Annotated in this window: 19 protein-coding genes; 9 read left to right on the top strand and 10 right to left on the bottom strand. The window is 70.8% G+C overall.

The window, feature by feature from the left end; genetic code table 11:
• Window positions 1-11 precede the first annotated feature (11 nt).
• Both H976_RS25470 and H976_RS0109325 read left to right on the top strand, forming a co-directional pair.
• On the top strand, window positions 12-293 hold the full coding sequence (locus H976_RS25470) for a DUF2516 family protein (RefSeq protein ID WP_196804025.1): 282 nt from the start codon (window positions 12-14) through the stop codon (window positions 291-293).
• A gap of 38 nt (window positions 294-331) precedes the next feature.
• Complete coding sequence (locus H976_RS0109325) at window positions 332-1,615, top strand: protealysin inhibitor emfourin (RefSeq protein ID WP_027861315.1); 1,284 nt, start codon at window positions 332-334, stop codon at window positions 1,613-1,615.
• Window positions 1,616-1,633: 18 nt separating this feature from the next.
• Here the strand turns inward: H976_RS0109325 and typA are convergent, their stop codons facing one another.
• Window positions 1,634-3,544: a translational GTPase TypA gene (typA, locus tag H976_RS0109320; RefSeq protein WP_051276560.1), complete on the bottom strand. Its 1,911-nt coding sequence runs from the start codon at window positions 3,542-3,544 to the stop codon at window positions 1,634-1,636.
• A 105-nt stretch (window positions 3,545-3,649) separates the two neighbouring features.
• On the opposite strand from typA, the gene H976_RS0109315 reads away from it, so the two are divergent.
• From H976_RS0109315 to H976_RS25465, 3 genes are read left to right on the top strand one after another with little or no spacing between them, the layout of a single operon-like run.
• Window positions 3,650-4,462: an N-acetylmuramoyl-L-alanine amidase gene (locus H976_RS0109315; RefSeq protein WP_231388842.1), complete on the top strand. Its 813-nt coding sequence runs from the start codon at window positions 3,650-3,652 to the stop codon at window positions 4,460-4,462.
• Between the two features lie 4 nt (window positions 4,463-4,466).
• Window positions 4,467-5,474 carry a hypothetical protein gene (locus tag H976_RS0109310; RefSeq protein ID WP_027861312.1) on the top strand — a complete coding sequence of 336 codons (1,008 nt, stop codon included), beginning with the start codon at window positions 4,467-4,469 and terminating at the stop codon, window positions 5,472-5,474.
• A 23-nt stretch (window positions 5,475-5,497) separates the two neighbouring features.
• Entirely contained in the window at window positions 5,498-6,310 is an 813-nt protein-coding gene (locus H976_RS25465; RefSeq protein ID WP_081682790.1) for a class I SAM-dependent methyltransferase, read from the top strand.
• Window positions 6,311-6,313: 3 nt separating this feature from the next.
• Here the strand turns inward: H976_RS25465 and H976_RS0109300 are convergent, their stop codons facing one another.
• Window positions 6,314-7,051, bottom strand: coding sequence for an SDR family NAD(P)-dependent oxidoreductase (locus tag H976_RS0109300; RefSeq protein WP_027861311.1), 738 nt, complete (start codon window positions 7,049-7,051; stop codon window positions 6,314-6,316).
• A 91-nt stretch (window positions 7,052-7,142) separates the two neighbouring features.
• Between H976_RS0109300 and mshA the strand changes: the two genes are divergently transcribed.
• Both mshA and H976_RS25460 read left to right on the top strand, forming a co-directional pair.
• Complete coding sequence (gene mshA, locus H976_RS0109295; RefSeq protein WP_051276558.1) at window positions 7,143-8,453, top strand: D-inositol-3-phosphate glycosyltransferase; 1,311 nt, start codon at window positions 7,143-7,145, stop codon at window positions 8,451-8,453.
• Between the two features lie 32 nt (window positions 8,454-8,485).
• Window positions 8,486-9,031: a YbjN domain-containing protein gene (locus H976_RS25460; protein ID WP_369759015.1), complete on the top strand. Its 546-nt coding sequence runs from the start codon at window positions 8,486-8,488 to the stop codon at window positions 9,029-9,031.
• A 34-nt stretch (window positions 9,032-9,065) separates the two neighbouring features.
• Here the strand turns inward: H976_RS25460 and H976_RS25455 are convergent, their stop codons facing one another.
• The 3 genes from H976_RS25455 to H976_RS0109275 form a co-directional block, all read right to left on the bottom strand.
• Entirely contained in the window at window positions 9,066-9,989 is a 924-nt protein-coding gene (locus tag H976_RS25455; RefSeq protein ID WP_036225498.1) for a DMT family transporter, read from the bottom strand.
• 86 nt (window positions 9,990-10,075) lie between these two features.
• The gene (locus H976_RS0109280; protein WP_027861309.1) at window positions 10,076-10,753 is read right to left on the bottom strand and encodes a response regulator transcription factor; all 678 of its coding nucleotides are present in this window, start codon (window positions 10,751-10,753) and stop codon (window positions 10,076-10,078) included.
• Window positions 10,750-11,931: a cell wall metabolism sensor histidine kinase WalK gene (locus tag H976_RS0109275; RefSeq protein WP_027861308.1), complete on the bottom strand. Its 1,182-nt coding sequence runs from the start codon at window positions 11,929-11,931 to the stop codon at window positions 10,750-10,752. The genes H976_RS0109280 and H976_RS0109275 overlap by 4 nt, the downstream gene beginning before the upstream one ends.
• Before the next feature lie 123 nt (window positions 11,932-12,054).
• Here H976_RS0109275 and phoU point away from each other — a divergent pair, with 123 nt between their 5' ends.
• The gene (gene phoU / locus H976_RS0109270) at window positions 12,055-12,705 is read left to right on the top strand and encodes a phosphate signaling complex protein PhoU (RefSeq protein ID WP_027861307.1); all 651 of its coding nucleotides are present in this window, start codon (window positions 12,055-12,057) and stop codon (window positions 12,703-12,705) included.
• A 16-nt stretch (window positions 12,706-12,721) separates the two neighbouring features.
• Here the strand turns inward: phoU and H976_RS0109265 are convergent, their stop codons facing one another.
• Both H976_RS0109265 and H976_RS0109260 read right to left on the bottom strand, forming a co-directional pair.
• Window positions 12,722-13,774: an S-adenosylmethionine:tRNA ribosyltransferase-isomerase gene (locus tag H976_RS0109265; protein WP_027861306.1), complete on the bottom strand. Its 1,053-nt coding sequence runs from the start codon at window positions 13,772-13,774 to the stop codon at window positions 12,722-12,724.
• Window positions 13,771-14,487, bottom strand: a complete 717-nt coding sequence (locus tag H976_RS0109260) for an SDR family oxidoreductase (protein ID WP_027861305.1) — start codon at window positions 14,485-14,487, stop codon at window positions 13,771-13,773. Before H976_RS0109260 ends, H976_RS0109265 begins: the two co-directional genes overlap by 4 nt.
• A gap of 47 nt (window positions 14,488-14,534) precedes the next feature.
• Between H976_RS0109260 and soxR the strand changes: the two genes are divergently transcribed.
• Window positions 14,535-15,008: a redox-sensitive transcriptional activator SoxR gene (gene soxR, locus H976_RS0109255; RefSeq protein ID WP_027861304.1), complete on the top strand. Its 474-nt coding sequence runs from the start codon at window positions 14,535-14,537 to the stop codon at window positions 15,006-15,008.
• Here soxR and H976_RS0109250 read toward each other — a convergent pair.
• Genes H976_RS0109250 through H976_RS25450 form a run of 3 tightly spaced genes read right to left on the bottom strand, consistent with a single transcriptional unit; the run spans window position 15,005 to window position 17,050 of the window.
• On the bottom strand, window positions 15,005-15,754 hold the full coding sequence (locus H976_RS0109250) for a phosphoglyceromutase (protein ID WP_027861303.1): 750 nt from the start codon (window positions 15,752-15,754) through the stop codon (window positions 15,005-15,007). The two genes, soxR and H976_RS0109250, sit on opposite strands and share 4 nt — an antisense overlap.
• Window positions 15,755-15,759: 5 nt before the next feature.
• Window positions 15,760-16,251 carry a hypothetical protein gene (locus H976_RS0109245; protein WP_155918116.1) on the bottom strand — a complete coding sequence of 164 codons (492 nt, stop codon included), beginning with the start codon at window positions 16,249-16,251 and terminating at the stop codon, window positions 15,760-15,762.
• A 49-nt stretch (window positions 16,252-16,300) separates the two neighbouring features.
• Window positions 16,301-17,050, bottom strand: coding sequence for a UbiA family prenyltransferase (locus H976_RS25450; protein WP_196804024.1), 750 nt, complete (start codon window positions 17,048-17,050; stop codon window positions 16,301-16,303).
• Window positions 17,051-17,127: the final 77 nt, after the last annotated feature.

Genomic DNA, 17,127 nt, shown 5'->3' with positions numbered 1-17,127 from the left:
CTCTGGTCTGCGTGAACGTGTTCGGGTTGGAGAGCGAAGTCATGCGCATCGTCTTCTATGCGCTCCTGGCGGTGAAGGTCTTTGCCTTCATCGACGCCGCCACGCGGCCCACGGACGCGTTCCCGGCGGCGGGCAAGATGACCAAGCCCGCGTGGCTGCTGATCCTCGGCCTCGCGGTGGCCTGCGACCTGCTGCTCCCCAGCCTGCTGCTCCTGCTCGCGGGCACCGTGGCGGCGTTCGTCTACATCCTCGACGCCCGGCCGGCCCTGGCGTCGGTCACCCGCCGCCGCTGACCTTGTGATGGCCGCGTTCCCGGGGGAACGTGGCACTCATGCGTTGTCACTTCATCCCGGGATATCTGCTGGAGCGCCTGGCGCAGGCGCCTGACGAGGACCTGGCCGCGTGCGGCCGCCGTACCCAGGTCATCGACGAGCAGCTGAGAGCCCGGCCCACCGTGGCCCCGGCAGCGGCTGGCAGCGGCGCCTGGGAGATCCACGACGCTGCCAACGGCTCGACCCTGCCCGGTCGGCTGGTCCGTGCGGCCGGGCAGCCCGACAGCGGGGACGTCACCGTCGACGAGGCCGCGACGGGCATCACCGAGTCGCTGGCCCTGTTCAGCGACTTCGGGCGTTCGTCGTACGACGACCGCGGGGCCACCGTGGTCGCCACGGTGCACTACGAGCAGGACTACGACAACGCCTTCTGGGACGGCACCCAGCTGGTCTTCGGCGACGGGGACGGCCGGGTCTTCGACCGGTTCACCAAGCCCATCGACGTGCTCGGGCACGAGCTGTCGCACGCGGTCACGCAGTTCACGGCCGACCTGACCTATCAGGGCCAGTCCGGTGCGCTCAACGAGTCGATGTCCGACGTCTTCGGCGCCTGCATCAAGCAGCGCCACCTCGGCCAGGATGCTGCCGGCGCCGACTGGCTGGTCGGGGAGGGCATCTTCCTGCCCGGCATCAAAGGCCGGGCGCTGCGCTCGATGTCCGACCCCGGCACGGCGTACGACGACCCGCAGATCGGCCAGGACCCCCAGGTCGGCTCGATGGCGGACTACGTCGACACGACCGACGACAACGGCGGCGTACACCTCAACAGCGGCATCCCCAACCGTGCGTTCGTGCTGGCGGCCCGCGCGATCGGCGGCGAGTCCTGGAGCGGCGCCGGCCGGATCTGGTACGCCGCCCTCACCTCCGGCCTGTCGGCCGACAGCGACTTCGCCACCTTCGCCGCGGCCACGGTCTCGGCCGCCGGCGAGCACTCCGGCGCCGTGCAGGACGCCTGGGACACCGTCGGCGTCACCGGAGCGGGGTCATCGACCGGCGGACCGACCCCGACGCCGAGCCCGGGCCTGGTCGTCCAGGTCACCCGCAGCGGAGGTTTCGCCGGGATGACCAAGGAGGGCGCCGTCGACCTCGACTCCACCGACCCGCGCGCCCCCGCCGTACGCCGCCTGGTGCAGCGCATCGACTTCCGCGCCGTCGGCGGCGACGAGCCGCGCCCGGACCGCTACGTCTACCGATTCAGCTACCTGAGCATCCAGACGCTGGTGCACGAGCACCAGCTGACCGAGGACCTCCGCGAGCTGGCGCGGCTGGTGCTGGGCGAGTGACGAGCTCGCCGTACCGCCTCAGCCCTTCCGAGCCCGAGCAGCACTCTTGGCCCGGTCGTGGGCGTCGAGGTGCACCTTGCGGATGCGTACGGCGTCGGGGGTGACCTCGACGCACTCGTCCTCGCGGCAGAACTCCAGCGACTGCTCGAGGGAGAGCCTCTTCGGCGGGATCAGCTTCTCGAAGTTGTCGGAGGTGGCGGACCGGATGTTGGTCTGCTTCTTCTCCTTGGTGATGTTCACGTCCATGTCGTCGGCCCGCGAGTTCTCGCCGACGATCATTCCCTCGTAGACCTCGGTCGTCGGCTCCACGAAGAGGACGCCGCGCTCCTGCAGGTTGGTCATGGCGTACGCCGTCACGGCGCCCGACCGGTCGGCGACCAGTGAGCCCTGCGAGCGCGACTTGATCTCGCCGGCCCACGGCTCGTAGCCCTCGAAGACGTGGTGGGCGATGCCGGTGCCGCGGGTGTCCGTCAGGAACTCGGTGCGGAAGCCGATCAGTCCGCGCGCCGGCACCAGGAACTCCATCCGCACCCACCCGGTGCCGTGGTTGGTCATCTGCTCCATCCGGCCCTTGCGGACGGCCATCAGCTGCGTGATCGTGCCGAGGTACTCCTCGGGTGCGTCGATGGTGAGCCGTTCGACCGGCTCGTGCACCTTGCCGTTGACCTCGCGCGTGACCACCTGCGGCTTGCCGACGGTCAGCTCGAAGCCCTCGCGCCGCATCTGCTCCACCAGGATCGCCAGCGCCAGCTCGCCACGGCCCTGGACCTCCCAGGCGTCGGGGCGCTCGGTGTCCAGGATCTTGAGCGAGACGTTGCCGACCAGCTCCTTGTCGAGGCGGTCCTTGACCAGCCGCGCGGTGACCTTGGTGTTCTTGGTCGGGCCGCGGCCCGCGAGCGGGGAGGTGTTGATGCCGATCGTCATCGAGATCGCCGGCTCGTCGACCTTGATGAGCGGCAGCGCCACCGGGTTCTCGGCGTCGGCCAGGGTCTCGCCGATCATGATGTCGGGGATGCCGGCGATCGCGACGATGTCGCCGGGACCGGCCGACTCGCCCGGCTTGCGCTCGAGTGCCTCGGTGACCAGCAGCTCGGTGATCTTGACGTTCTGCTTGCTGCCGTCGGTCTTCATCCAGGCCACGGTCTGGTTCTTCCGCAGCGTGCCCTCGCGGACCCGGACCAGTGCGAGCCGGCCGAGGAACGGCGAGGCGTCGAGGTTGGTGACGTGGGCCTGCAGCGGTGCGCCCTCGGTGTAGACGGGCGCCGGGATCGTCTCGAGGATCGTCCTGAACAGCGGCTCGAGGTCCTCGGAGTCCGGCAGGCCGCCGTTCTCGGGCATCTCCAGCGACGCCCGGCCGGCCTTGGCCGAGGCATAGACGACGGGGAAGTCGAGTGCGTCCTGGCTGTGCGACTCGTCGAGCAGGTCCATGAACAGCTCGTAGGTCTCGTCCACGACCTCGGCGATGCGGGCGTCGCCGCGGTCGACCTTGTTGACGACCAGCACGACGGGCATGTCGGCGTTCAGCGCCTTGCGCAGCACGAACCGGGTCTGTGGCAGCGGCCCCTCGGAGGCGTCGACCAGGAGGACGATGCCGTCGACCATCGACAGCCCGCGCTCGACCTCGCCTCCGAAGTCGGCGTGGCCCGGGGTGTCGATGATGTTGATCGTCATCGGCTTGCCGCCGGCGGACGGGCCGGCGTAGTGGATCGCGGTGTTCTTCGCGAGGATGGTGATGCCCTTCTCGCGCTCGAGGTCGCCCGAGTCCATCGCTCGTTCGTCGACGTGCTGGTGCTCGCCGAAGGCGCCGCCCTGCCACAGCATCTTGTCGACCAGCGTCGTCTTGCCGTGGTCGACGTGGGCAACGATGGCGACGTTGCGCAGGTCGGCGCGGACCTGCCGCTGGGAGTTGGTCTGGTCGGCGGTGCTCATGCCTGTGGCCTTCCGTCTGCCCGCCCGCGGGCGCGCTGGCAGACAGGTGTCGGGGAAATGGGGTTCGGCGCCGAGAGGCGCGCCGTCGAGTCTATCGTGGCCTGCGTGTCCGTTTTGCCACGCATGCTGGCCGTGCTCGTCGCCGTGACGGTGGCGGGTACGACGCTGCCCGCGCTCACCGCGACCAGCGTGGCCGACTCGACGGGATCGACCCCCGCTGTCCAGGCCGGCAGTGCCCGGGCCGCAGCGAAGCCCCTGCACGGGCTGGTCATCGCGCTGGACCCCGGGCACCAGCTCGGCAACAGCCGGCACACCCGGGAGATCAACCGCCCCGTCCAGGCCGGCGGCTTCACCAAGCCGTGCAACACCACCGGTGCGGCCACCAACAGCGGCGTACCCGAGGCGACCGTGAACTTCCGGCTCTCACAGGCCGTGAAGCGCCGGCTCGAGGCGCTCGGCGCCAGGGTCCGGATGACGCGGGTGACCAACAGCGTCACGAAGTGGGGTCCGTGCGTCGATGCCCGCGGCCGGTTCGGGAGGAGGGTCGGCGCCCGCCTGACGGTGTCGCTGCACGCCGACGGGGCGCCGTCGTCCGACCACGGCTTCCACGTGATCGCGCCGACGCGCCGCAAGCCCTGGACGACCGACATCGCCACGGCGTCCTTGCGGCTGGCCAAGGTGCTGCGCACGTCGCTGACCCGTGGCGGGGTCCCGCGGTCGAACTACATCGGCGGCGGCAGCGGCCTGGACGTCCGCAGCGACCTCGGCACGCTGAACATGTCCGACGTCCCCGTCGCGATGATCGAGATCGGCAACATGCGCAACGCGACCGACGCGCGCCGGATGACCTCCGCCCCGGGCCGGGCGCGCTACGCAGCCGCCGTCGTCCGGGGGATTCGGACCTATCTGCGACGCTGAGCCCATGTCCACACGCGTCGCCGGAACGATCGCGGCCGCGGCCCTCCTGATCGGTCTCACCGCCTGCAGCAGCGAGGCCACCGCGCCCAAGCGCGAGTCGACGGCCGACCAGCCCGTCAAGACGTTGACGGCCGACACCTGCTGGGGCGACCAGCAGCTCCCCGACGCGTTGGGCGCCAAGGCGTTCGACGCCTGGGTGGACAAGTACGCCGGAGGCGACTCCACCCTCGGCGACGCCATGCGCGACGACGCGGCGTTCACCGACGAGATCGACTGCTCCTCGCCGCACTCGCTCGAGCTCTACAACGTCGTCGAGGTCTCGCCGCAGCTGACCGCCCGGATCAAGGACTACGCCGACCTGCTCGACCAGAAGTCCGAGCTGTACCGCAAGGTGCGCGACCAGGTGAACGACCTGTGCATGGCGGGCACCCCCTACGGGCAGGCGCAACGGAAGGCAGGGGGGCTGCCGGTGCAGCTCGGCCCGTCGCTGAACGTCAACGGCGGGCTGCACGTGGCATGGGACCCGTTCCCGGCCGACCTGTGGGCCCAGGGCCAGAAGAAGTTCGTCTGCACCTTCGAGCAGGACCGGCCCGGGACCCTCCGCTTCGCCGACATCACGACCAGCAAGGTGCCGATCACCGCGCGGGTGTGCCTGAACACGCCGGGCACCTACCTGCCCTGCAGTCGTCGCCACCAGGCCGAGGACATCGGCGAGATGATCCTGAACACCGCCATCGAGAACGGCCAGGTCAACGGCAAGCGGGCCGTGCGCACCGGCGCCCGCGGGGCGTACGTCGCGCTCAGCGACGCCGAGTACGCCAGGCTCGACAAGGTCTGCCAGACGCTGCTCGACTCGGTCTCCGCCACGAAGGGCGGTGTCGCCGGGCGCGCCTATCCCGGGTCGGCCTCGCAGTGGCCGAGCGACTCGGGGGCCTACGTCGCCAGCTGCTTCGCGCTCAAGCCGTTCGAGCCACCACCGCCCACCAGGGGGACGGTGTTCAACCGCCCGTAGCCCGTCTCTGACACCATCCCTCCATGACGGAGACACCCGCCCAGACTCCCCAGGACCCCAGGCCGCCGTACCGGCAGATCGACGACATCCCCGGCTGGTTCATGCGGATGGACATGGAGGTCTTCGACCAGCTCCTGCGGCAGACCGAGGCGCGTCTCGGCGGCGGGGACCTGGCCGAGCTCGGTGTCTACCTCGGCAAGAGCGCGGCGCTGATCGGCTGGCACCAGCGACCGGGGGAGACGTTCACCGTGGTGGACCTGTTCGAGCAGGAGGCCACGGCCGAGGAGAACCGGGCCGAGAACGAGGACCAGTACGCCGAGCTCTCGCAGGAGGCGTTCGAGAAGTACTACCTCACCGTCCACGACACGCTCCCCGTGGTCGTGCGCGGTCCCAGCGCCTCGATCGTCGACCGCGCCCCGCACGGGACCCATCGCTTCGTGCACATCGACGCCTCGCACCTCTACGAGCACGTGGTCGAGGACATCGCGGCAGCCCGAACCCTGCTCAAGCCGGGTGGAGTCGTCGTCTTCGACGACTACCGTGCCCCGCACACTCCTGGCGTCGCGGCGGCGGTGTGGCAGGCCACCACGCAGGACCTGCGCCCGTTCGCGGTGACGATGAACAAGCTCTACGCGACCTTCGACGAGACCGAGCCCTGGCTTGACGTGCTGACGCAGTGGATCGACGAGCGCGAGTTCTGGCGCCAAGAGGTCCAGCAGGTGGCCGGCAGACCGCTGCTGCGCGTGCGTCGCCCGCCGAAGAAGCGCCAGCCGCAGGCCGGGGCCGCCCGACGCGAACCGGAGCCCGCTCGAAAGAGCTGGTGGCGTCGCGGCTGAGCCCTACGTCTCGCGGTACACCTTGTGCTGCGCGGCCTGGGCACGCGGGCGGCAGACGAGCTCGTCGATGTTGACGTGCGCGGGCAACGAGGCCACCCAGCGGACCATCTCGGCGATGTCCTCGGCGACCAGTGGCTCGGCGACACCCTCGTAGACGGCGTCGGCGCGCTCGGTGTCGCCACCGAACCGGTTCAGCGCGAACTCGTCGGTCCTGACCATCCCCGGGGCGATCTCGGTGAACCGCAGCGGTTCGGCCACCAGCTCCAGGCGCAGCGTCCTGGTCAGCACCGCCACGGCGTGCTTGGCCGCGGTGTAGCCCCCACCGCCCTCGTAGGCGACCCGGCCCGCGGTTGAGCCCATGTTGACCACCAGCCCGCCACCGTCGGCTCGCAGGGCCGGGAGCAGGGCCTGGGTGACCCGGACCATGCCGAGGGCGTTCAGGTCGAACATCCGCGCCCAGTCCGCGACGTCGGCGTCCTCGACCGTGGCCGCGTCGACGGCACCCCCCGCGTTGTTGACCAGCACGTCCACGCTGTCCACGGCTGCGGCGAGCGCCCGCACGGAGTCGTCGTCGGTGACGTCGCACACCACCGCCGCACCCCCGATCTCCGCGGCCAGCTCCTCGATCCGGTCCTGGCGCCGGGCCGCGCAGACCACGTGGAACCCGTCGCCGGCGAGCGCGCGGGCCGTGGCGGCGCCGATGCCGCTGCTGGCTCCGGTGACGACGGCGGTGCGGGGCATGGGGCCTCCTGTTGGGATAGGGGCTGCGGCGGCCATGATAGGCAGCGGAATGGACCGGAACCTCCGGTGGTTGGGTCCTTCGGAGGTATGGATGGCGTTCTCTTCGTCGTACGACGGCGCGCCGGCCCAGGTGAGTGACCTGCGCCGGGTCGCGATGATCAGCCTGCACACCTCCCCGCTCGACCAGCCCGGCACCGGTGACGCAGGCGGCATGAACGTCTACGTCCTCGAGCTGGCCCGTCGGCTGGCGGCGCGCGAGGTCGAGGTCGACGTGTTCACCCGCGCGACCGGTAGCTCGCTGGCCCCGGTCGTCGACGTCAGTGACGGCATCCGCGTGCACCACGTGGCGGCCGGTCCCTACGAGGGCCTGACCAAGAACGAGCTGCCCGCCCAGCTGTGCGTCTTCGCCCGAGAGGTGCTGCGCACCGAGGCCTACCACCCGCCCGGCTACTACGACCTCGTGCACAGCCACTACTGGCTGAGCGGCCAGGTCGGTGCGCTGGCCCGTGACCGCTGGGGCGTGCCCCTGGTGCACACGATGCACACGATGGCCAAGGTGAAGAACGCCGCGCTGGCCCTGGGCGACACCCCGGAGCCGCTGACCCGACTGATCGGCGAGGAGCAGGTGGTCGCCGCCGCCGACATGCTGGTGGCCAACACCGATGACGAGGCCAGGCAGCTCATCGACCTCTACGACGCCGACCCCGGTCGCGTCGAGGTCGTGCACCCCGGTGTCGACCTCTCCATGTTCCGCAACCCCGGCATGGCCGCCGCACGCAAGCGGCTCGGTCTGCCCGACTCCGGCCAGGTGATCACCTTCGTCGGCCGCATCCAGCCGCTCAAGGCGCCCGACGTGATGTTGCGCGCCGTGGCGGTGCTGCTCTCGGAGCGCCCGGAGCTGCGCTCGTCGCTGACCGTGGCAGTCGTGGGTGGCCCGTCCGGCTCCGGGCTCGACAGCCCCGACTCGCTGGTGCGCCTGGCCGAGGAGCTCGGCATCTCCTCGTCGGTCCGCTTCGTGCCGCCGGTCGCCCAGGAGGACCTGGTGGACTGGTACGCCGCGTCCAGCCTGGTCTGCGTGCCGTCGTACAACGAGAGCTTCGGGCTGGTCGCCATCGAGGCCCAAGCCACCGGGACACCCGTGGTCGCCGCGTCGGTGGGCGGCCTCACCACCGCAGTGCGCGACGAGAGCTCCGGGCTGCTGGTCGCCGACCACGAGCCGGCGTCGTACGCCGCCGCGTTCGAGCGCGTCCTGTTCGAGCCGGGCCTGCGGGTACGGCTGGCCGCAGGGGCCGAGTCCCACGCCCGGCAGTTCGGCTGGGACCGGACGGCCGAGGTGATGCTCGGTGTCTACGCGACCGCCCAGCAGAAGATGCGCGCCGACCTCAGCGGCATCGCCCTCTGAGGCGTGTGTGCGGCCCTGACATCATCGGGACCGTGAACGACGACCCCTCCGATGCCCTGAGCCCCGAACGCGCACAGGCGCTGGCCGCCCTGCGTCAGGTGTTCGACGACGGCGAGCTCGAGTACAAGGCGATCTCGCCGACCTCGCTGATGGTCGAGCTCCCGGGGGAGAAGAAGCTGCAGACGCCGTGCCGCTTCGACGTCGGCCGGCACGCCCTCGAGGTGCACGCCTTCGTGTGCCGCAAGCCGGACGAGAACTTCGAGGGCGTCTACCGCTGGATGCTCGAGCGCAACATGAAGATGTACGCCGTCTCCTTCGGGCTCGACGGGATGGGCGACATCTACCTCGATGCCCGGCTGCCGCTGTCCTCGGCCACCAGCGAGGAGATCGACCGGCTGCTCGGCGCGGTGCTGGAGTACGCCGACGGCTCGTTCAACACGATCCTCGAGCTCGGCTTCGCCTCCTCGATCCGCAAGGAGTGGGAGTGGCGGATCTCCCGGGGAGAACCCATCCGCAACCTCGAGGCCTTCCGGGGGCCGCTGGCGCTTGATGAGCTGGGCACCCCCGAGGGCGAGTAGGGGTGCATGAATCCCCGGTTGACCGGGGATTCCGTCATCGCAGCGCTGCGGCCTCGGGGTGCGCCGGGTCGGGAGCCTTCGGCCGCGGCTTGCGTCGAGCGACCGCGACACCGATCAGTGCGAGCACGCCGCCGGCGTACGCCATCGTGGGCGGAGCCTCGGACAGGAAGATCAGCCCGAGCACGATGGTGATCGGCGGGACGAGGTAGGTCGTCACGCCGAGGTTGCCGGCCGTCATGTGCTTGAGCGCGAAGGCGTAGGTCGTGAACGCGATCGCCGTCGGGAACACCCCGAGGTAGACCAGCCACCACAGCGACGAGGCGGGCGCGTCCTTGGCCTCGCGGACGAGGTCGCCGGCGAACGGCAGGCAGCTGATCGCGCCGATCGTGCAGGCCAGCCAGGTGACGTGGACGGCGGCCAGCCGGCCGACCAGCGGCTTCTGGAGGATCAGGCTGATCGAGTAGGCGACGGCGCTGACCAGGCAGAGCAGGACGCCGACCAGGTCGCTGTTGCTGCCCGACGACGTCGACAGCGAGATCAGGGCGACACCGCTGAACGCCAGCGCCAGGCCGATCCCGAGGTGGAGCGTGAACCGCTCGTCGAGGAAGATCGCGGCGAGCAGGGCGATCAGCACCGGCGAGACCTGGATCAGCATCGCGGCGGTGCCGGCGTCGACGGAGCGCTCGCCCTGGTTGAGCGCGACGTTGTAGAGCCCGAACCAGAGCACCCCGATCGCGACGATCGACACCCAGTCGCGACGGCTGGGTCGCGGCACCCCGCGGGACAGTGCCATCACGGCCAGGCACGCAGCGCCGACGAGCAGGCGACCGAGGGAGAGCGCACCGGCGGAGAAGTCGTCGCCGAGGTGGCGGATGGCCACGAACGCGGACGCCCAGAAGAGGAGCGTGCAGGACACGGCGGCCAAGGGCAGCCACGAGGGTGCGGTCTTCGGTGTCACGCACCGAGCCTAGGGACCGGTACCGACAAGCAGCACGCGGTTTTCGGTCGGCGTACGTCGAGATCCAGCCGCGCCCCCCTGGGAGCTCAGAGGTCGAGCTTGTAACCGAGCCCGCGGACCGTGGTGAGCAGCTTGGGCTCGGCCGGGTTGTCCTCGAGCTTGGCCCGCAGCCGCTTCACGTGCACGTCGAGGGTCTTGGTGTCCCCGACGTAGTCGGACCCCCACACCCGGTCGATGAGCTGGCCGCGGGTGAGCACCCGGCCGGGGTTGCGCAGGAACATCTCGAGCAGCTCGAACTCCTTGAGCGGCAGCCGCACCTCCGCGCCGCCGACGGTCACGATGTGGCGCTCGACGTCCATCCGGACGTTGCCGACCTCGAGGGTCAGCGGTGCCAGGTCGGGCTCGGCGCCGCGTCGCAGGACCGCCCGGATGCGGGCGACCAGCTCGCGCGGCGAGTACGGCTTGGTGACGTAGTCGTCGGCGCCGAGCTCGAGGCCGACCACCTTGTCGACCTCGTCGTCCTTGGCGCTGACCATGATCACCGGGACGTTGGAGGTCTGCCGGATCTGGCGGCAGACCTCGGTGCCGGGGATGCCGGGCAGCATCAGGTCGAGCAGCACGATGTCCGCGCCGGCGCGGTCGAACTCCGCCAGCGCCTCGTGGCCGGTGGCGGCGATGGCCACCTCGAACCCTTCCTTGCGGAGCATGTAGGCGAGGGCATCGCTGTAGCTCTCCTCGTCCTCGACGACCAGTACGCGACTCACGCGGTCTCCTCATTGATGGCATGTGACCCGGCTGCGCCGGGGTGGTGGGCCGAGCTGGGCAGCGGCCCGGGCTTGCGGGGCAGGGTCAGGGTGAACGTCGACCCCTGGCCCTCGACCGACCACACCCGCACCTCGCCGCCGTGGGAGGCCGCGACGTGCTTGACGATGGACAGGCCGAGGCCCGTGCCACCGGTGGAGCGGTGGCGGGCCGGGTCGACGCGGTAGAAGCGCTCGAAGATGCGGTCGAGCTCGTGGGCCGGGATGCCGATGCCGCGGTCGGTGACCGTGATGTCGACGGCGGTGTCGTGCCCGGTGGCGCCGACCACGACCGAGGAACCCTCGGGGGAGTAGGCCACGGCGTTCGCCACCAGGTTGCCGACGGCCACCGCCACCTGCTCGCGGTTGCCCAGGAGCACCAGTCCCTCGGTGCCGTCCTGGACGAGCTCGATCTGTCTGGCGGCGGCATCGGTGAGGCTCTCGTCGATGGCGCGGGCGATGATCTTGTCGGCCTCGACGGCGACCGGCTCGTCGAGCGGGTCGTCGCCCTGGAGCCGGGAGAGCTCGATGATCTGCTGCACCAGCCGGGCGAGGCGCTCGCTCTCGGTGTGCATCCGCCCGGCGAACCGCTGCACGGCCTCGGGGTCGTCGGCGGCGTCGATGACGGCATCGGAGAGCAGCTTGATCGCGCCGACCGGGGTCTTCAGCTCGTGGCTGACGTTGGCCACGAAGTCGCGGCGGATCGACTCGACGCGGCGCTCGCGGGTGCGGTCCTCGACGAGGGCCAGGACGAGCTGGCTGCTCAGCGGCGCGACGCGGGCGGTCACGTGGCGCGGCGGCATCCCCTGGCGCTGCACGAGGAGCTCGGTCTCGCGGATCTGCCCGTCGCGGCGTACCTGCCGGACCAGCTCTGCCAGCTCGCGCACGGTGATCTCGTGACCGCGCACGAGGCCCATGGCGATGGCAGGTGCGGACGCCTTGAGCACGGCCTCGCTACCGTCGACGACCAGGGCCGAGCTGCGCAGCACGGAGAGCACGGCCGCGACGCCCGGAGGAAGGGCGGGCTCGGGCGCCTCGACGGGGCGCATCTGCCGTTCGCTCACCCGGAACGCCAGCACGGCGCCACCGCCCAGCACTGCTCCGAGCAGCGCGAAGAGGAGGGCCTGGACTGTCGGGCTCACGCCTTCGATCGTACGCAGGGTTTCACCCAAGGTTGGCTTCTCGGACTGGTCCTTACGGGACTGTTCACCTTCGATTCACGCAACGACGCCAACACTTCACCTGGCCGCCGTAGGTTGACGGACATGCGCGATGCCTACGCCGACCAGCTCGACTCGATCCGGGACGACCTCGTGACCATGGCCCGTCTCGTCCGCGAGGCCGTCTCCGAGGGCACGGCCGCCCTGCTCGAGGGTGACGCCCAACGGGCCGAGCAGGTCATCAGCAACGACGTCCAGATCGACAACCTCCGCGAGAAGCTCGAGGAGCACAGCTTCGAGCTGCTCTCGCTCCAGAACCCCGTCGCCGGCGACCTGCGGATGCTGGTCGCGTCACTGCGGATGGTCAGCGAGTTCGAGCGGATGGGCGACCTCGCCGTGCACATCGCCAAGATCGCCCGCCTCCGCGTCCCCGACGTCGCCGTGCCCGACCAGGTCGTCCCGATGATCGCCCGGATGGCCGCGGTCGCCGAGGTGATGATCGGCAAGGTCGAGCACGTGATCGCCCACTCCGACGTCGCCGCTGCCGAGGAGCTCGAGGAGGTCGACCAGGAGATGGACAAGCTCCGGCGCAACTCCTTCCGCGAGCTGCTCGGCTCGGACTGGAAGTACGGCGTCGAGCCGGCCGTCGACATCGCCCTCCTCGGCCGCTACTACGAGCGCATCGCGGACCACGCCGTGTCCATCGCGCGACGCGTGGTCTTCCTGGTCACCGGCGAGCACCCGCAGTACGCCTGAGGGTGCTCGCCGGCGACTACGGCAGGAACAGCGCCGAGTCGCCGAACTCGTGCCAGCGGTAGCCGCCGGCCACCGCTCCGTCGTACGCCGCCTGCGCGAGCTCGGTGCCGGCGATCGCCTCGACCAGCAGCAGGTGTGAGGCCTCGGCGTCGTGCCAGCCGGTGATCAGTCCGTCCACCACCACCGCAGGGTGCGCCGGGGTGACCACGCGGTCGGTCCAACCCCACGACTCCCGGATCGTCCCGTCGACGACCGCCGACTCGAGCGCGCGGGTGACGGTGGTGCCGGTCGCGACCACCCGGCCGCCGTGCGCACGGGTGTGAGCCACCAGCCGCGCGGTCGTGGCCGGCACGTGGAACCACTCGGGCTGCGGTCCCTCGCCGGCCTCCTGGGAGGAGACGCCGGTGTGCAGGGTCACCGGCGCCACGGCAATCCCTCGCGTGACCAGGTCCGTGACCAGTGCGTCGGTGAACGGCCGCCCGGCCGAGGCCATCTCCGCGCTGCCGGGACGCCGGCTGAACACCGACTGGTACGCCGAGAGCGGGTAGCGGTCGTCCAGGTAGCCGTAGGCGATCGGTCGACCGTGCCGGTCCAGGAGCGTGCGGAGGTCGCCCTCGACGCGAGCACGCCACAGCCGGTTGCCGGTCCCGGTCGGCGACGAGTCCTCGCGGGGGTACGGCGCCAGCAGCGTCACCGGCAGCTCGCCCACTCCCACGGTCTCGCCGGGGTCGGCGTCCAGGATCGGCTGGGCGGCGTCAGGAGCGGTGCGCAGCTCCACCACCCAGGTGTCGTCGTCGAGGCGACCGGCCGCGTGCAGCACGATGGGGGCGCCGCGGCGGACCGCGTCGACCTCGGCATTCACCGTCGCCGAGTCGTTGACGACCACCAGGTCGCCCGGCTCGAGCTGGTCCGGCAGGTCCGCGAACCGGTGGTGCGCGATGCCGCTCGGTCGCGCGACCAGCAGGCGTACGTCGTCGCGGGAGTCCCCGCGCATCTCGGGTGGCGCCGGCGCGGTCGACTCCGCGGCGTTGTGGAACCGGACGTGCGAGTGTTCGCTCAGGATGGTCATGCCCCGGCCACCTCCAGCCGTGTGGTCGACGGGGCGATCTCGGCGGCGAGGTAGCGACCCGACGGCGGGCGTCGGTCGACCAGCGCGAGCAGTCTCGGCACCACTGCCTCGGGGAGCGGGCGGTCGGAGATGTCCTCGTCCGGGAACGCCGCCTGTTGCATCGGGGTGCGCATGTCGCCCGGGTCGACGGCGTACGTCGCCAGCCCGGTCTCGGCCCCGAAGGTGAGCACCAGGTGGTCGAGGGCGGCCTTCGACGCGCCGTACCCGCCCCAGGTCTCGTAGTGCTGCACCGCGGCGTCCGAGGAGATGCCGATCACCATGCCGGCGCGCTGCTGGAGCTGTCCGGTGAGGGCGACCATCAGCGAGCCCGGGGCTCCGGCGTTGGCGCGGAAGACCTCGCCGAACTCGAGCGGCTCGTACTGAGCGAGCGGTCGCATCGGTAGCGGTCCGAGCGTGCTGGAGTTGAGCACCAGCAGGTCGAGCCCGCCGAGTCCGGACACCACGTCGACGAGGTCGGCGCGGTGGTTGGCCTCGGCGATGTCGCCGGGCACGCCGTGGACGGTGGTGCCCTCGAGGGCGGTACGGAGGCGATCGGCGTCGCGGGCGTCGGTGACCACGATCCAGCCTGCGTCGTCGAGCGCGCGAGCGAGGGCCAGGCCGAGTCCGGACGAGCCGCCGGTGATCAGTGCTGTGGGAGGAGTTGTTGTCGTCATGCGTCCCAGTGTTAAAGTTAAAGTTAACTTGAGATCAAGGGGTGTCGATGGATTCGCGTGAGCTGCTGTCGATGGGGGACGTCTCCAAGCGCAGTGGGTACGCCGCGTCGGCGCTCCGGTTCTACGAGTCCGAGGGACTGATCTCGGCCACCAGGACGCCAGGTGGACGCCGCCAGTTCGAGCGCAACGTGCTCCGTCGGCTGGCCTTCATCCGGGCCGCCTCCAACATCGGGCTGACCCTCGACGAGGTGCGCGAGGAGCTCGACCGACTGCCCGCGGGACGGGTCCCGAACCGCGCCGACTGGCAGCGGATCACGCGGCACTGGCGGGGACGGCTGGACGACCAGATCGCCGCGCTGGAGCGGCTGCGCGACGGGCTGGACTCGTGCATCGGCTGCGGCTGCCTCTCACTGCAGCGCTGCCAGATGACCAACTCCGGCGACTGGATGGCCACGACTGACGCTGCCCCGGGTGCGGCCAACCTGCCGGCGCTCCTGCGCCGCCCACACCAGTTCCGCTAGCGGCCCTGGTTGGCGACGGCCTCGGCGGCGGCCGCGGCGGCCTCCGGGTCGAGGTAGCGACCACCGCGCTCGAGCGGGCGCATCTCGGCGTCGAGCTGGTAGACGAGCGGCTGTCCGGTCGGGATGTTCAGGCCGGCGATGTCTTCGTCGCTGATGCCGTCGAGGTGCTTCACGATCGCGCGCAGGCTGTTGCCGTGCGCCGCGATCAGCACCGTGTCGCCCCCCGCGAGGTCGGGCACGATCGAGGACTCCCAGTAGGGGAGCATCCGCTCGATGACGTCCTTGAGGCACTCGGTGCGGGGCAGCACGGCGCCGAGGTCGGCGTACCGCACGTCACCGGCCTGCGACCACTCGTCGTCGTCATCGATCGGAGGCGGCGGCACGTCGAAGGACCGGCGCCAGGTCATGAACTGCTCCTCGCCGTACTGCTCGAGGGTCTGCTTCTTGTCCTTGCCCTGGAGTGCTCCGTAGTGCCGCTCGTTGAGCCTCCAGGAGCGGCGTACGGGGATCCAGTGCCGGTCGGCGGCGTCCAGCGAGAGGTGGGCCGTCGTGATGGCGCGGCGCAGCAGCGAGGTGTGCACGACGTCTGGGAGCAGGCCGGCCTCGACGAGCTGCTCGCCACCGGCGACGGCCTCGGCGCGGCCCTTCTCGGTGAGCGGCACGTCGACCCAACCGGTGAACAGGTTCTTGGCGTTCCAGTCGCTCTCGCCGTGGCGGAGCAGGATCAGGGTGCGGGGGTCGCTCATGCCGGTCAGGGAGCGGGGGTGCTCTTGGGGCTGGCCAGCCGCACGTCGTCGTAGTCACCCGAGTAGGGCACGACCGGCACGTTCAACTCGGTCTTCTGGCCACTCTCGAAGGTGAGCGTGAGGCGGGCGAACTTGCCCGGTTGCACGGTCTCGCCGGTGACGCTCACCGCGCCGCTGTCCGCGAGGTTCACCAGGTCGCCGGCCGGCACCTTGATCGGGGCCGTCAACGAGACGTCGAGGCCGTCTCCGGTCATGGTCACCAGGGTGTCGTCCTTGTCCTGGTTGTTGTTGACCAGCGAGGCGACGAAGGTGCCCTCGCCGTTGAGCGAGCTGACCACCACGGCGCCGAGGATGTCGACGTTGCCGGAGCGGTCGTCCGTGCCGACGGCGGGTTGGTAGACCTGATCGGTCTGCTCGCTGAAGCCGCAGGCTCCGAGCACCGGGACCAGCAGCACCATGGCGCCGGCGGCAAGGCGACGACGGGTGGACGTCAACATGACGATGCTCTTCCTCTCGAGGGTCGACCAGCGGGCACGAGCCTATCGCTCACGAGGCGATGGCTCCGGCCTGGGCCGTGGTCCAGACGATCGCGACCACCACCACGACGGTCACGGCGATCGCCACCACCAGCAGCCGGGGGGCGCCGGTGCGCAACGCGACGCGCAGCGGGAGGTTCTTGGTGCCTGCCTGGTTGTCCACCACGAGGTCCGGGAGCGAGGTCAGGAAGTGCACGCACACGCCCAGGAGGGCGCACAGCACCACGAAGGTGGTCAGCGGCGCCGACCCGTCCACGTCGCGGCCCCAGCCGCCGTAGGTGACGAAGAAGGTGAGCAGCGCGAACGTGACCGCCCAGCCCACCCAGGACAGCGCCGTCGTGTGCAGCCAGCGGTTGTGCACGGCGCCCACGACCAGGGTCGCCAGCACGTAGAGCCCCGCCTGGGTGCCGTTCTGCAGCGAGAGCGGGATCACCAGCAGCAGGAGTACGGCGATGGCGAAGCTGGCGTTGCCGGGCGGGATGATCCCCTCCGCGATCGGCTTGTTCTTCGCCCCGCCCATGCGGTCGCGGTCGAGGTCGAGCAGATCGTTGAGCAGGCCCATGATCAGCTGCGCGACGAGCACCGTCACGGCGCTGACCGCGATCTCGCGACCGGGTCGGCCGGTGAGTGCGACCAAGGTGCCGACCACCACGGCGAAGGCCAGCGCCTGCCGCGGATGGACCGCTCGCAGCAAGGAACGGATCTGTCCCGGAGCCCGCGGTGCTTTCCGGGTCGCCTTCCGGGTGGCCTGCGCTGTCATGGACCGAAGTATTGAGCATCGCGGCCCGGCGGCGGGAACGTTTCGGGCACCGGTCCGTGCCGCGAGAACCCCCTCGC

This window comes from Marmoricola sp. URHB0036, from assembly GCF_000426045.1.
Lineage (GTDB): Bacteria > Actinomycetota > Actinomycetes > Propionibacteriales > Nocardioidaceae > Marmoricola.
This window is presented reverse-complemented; position numbering and strand designations above follow the sequence as displayed.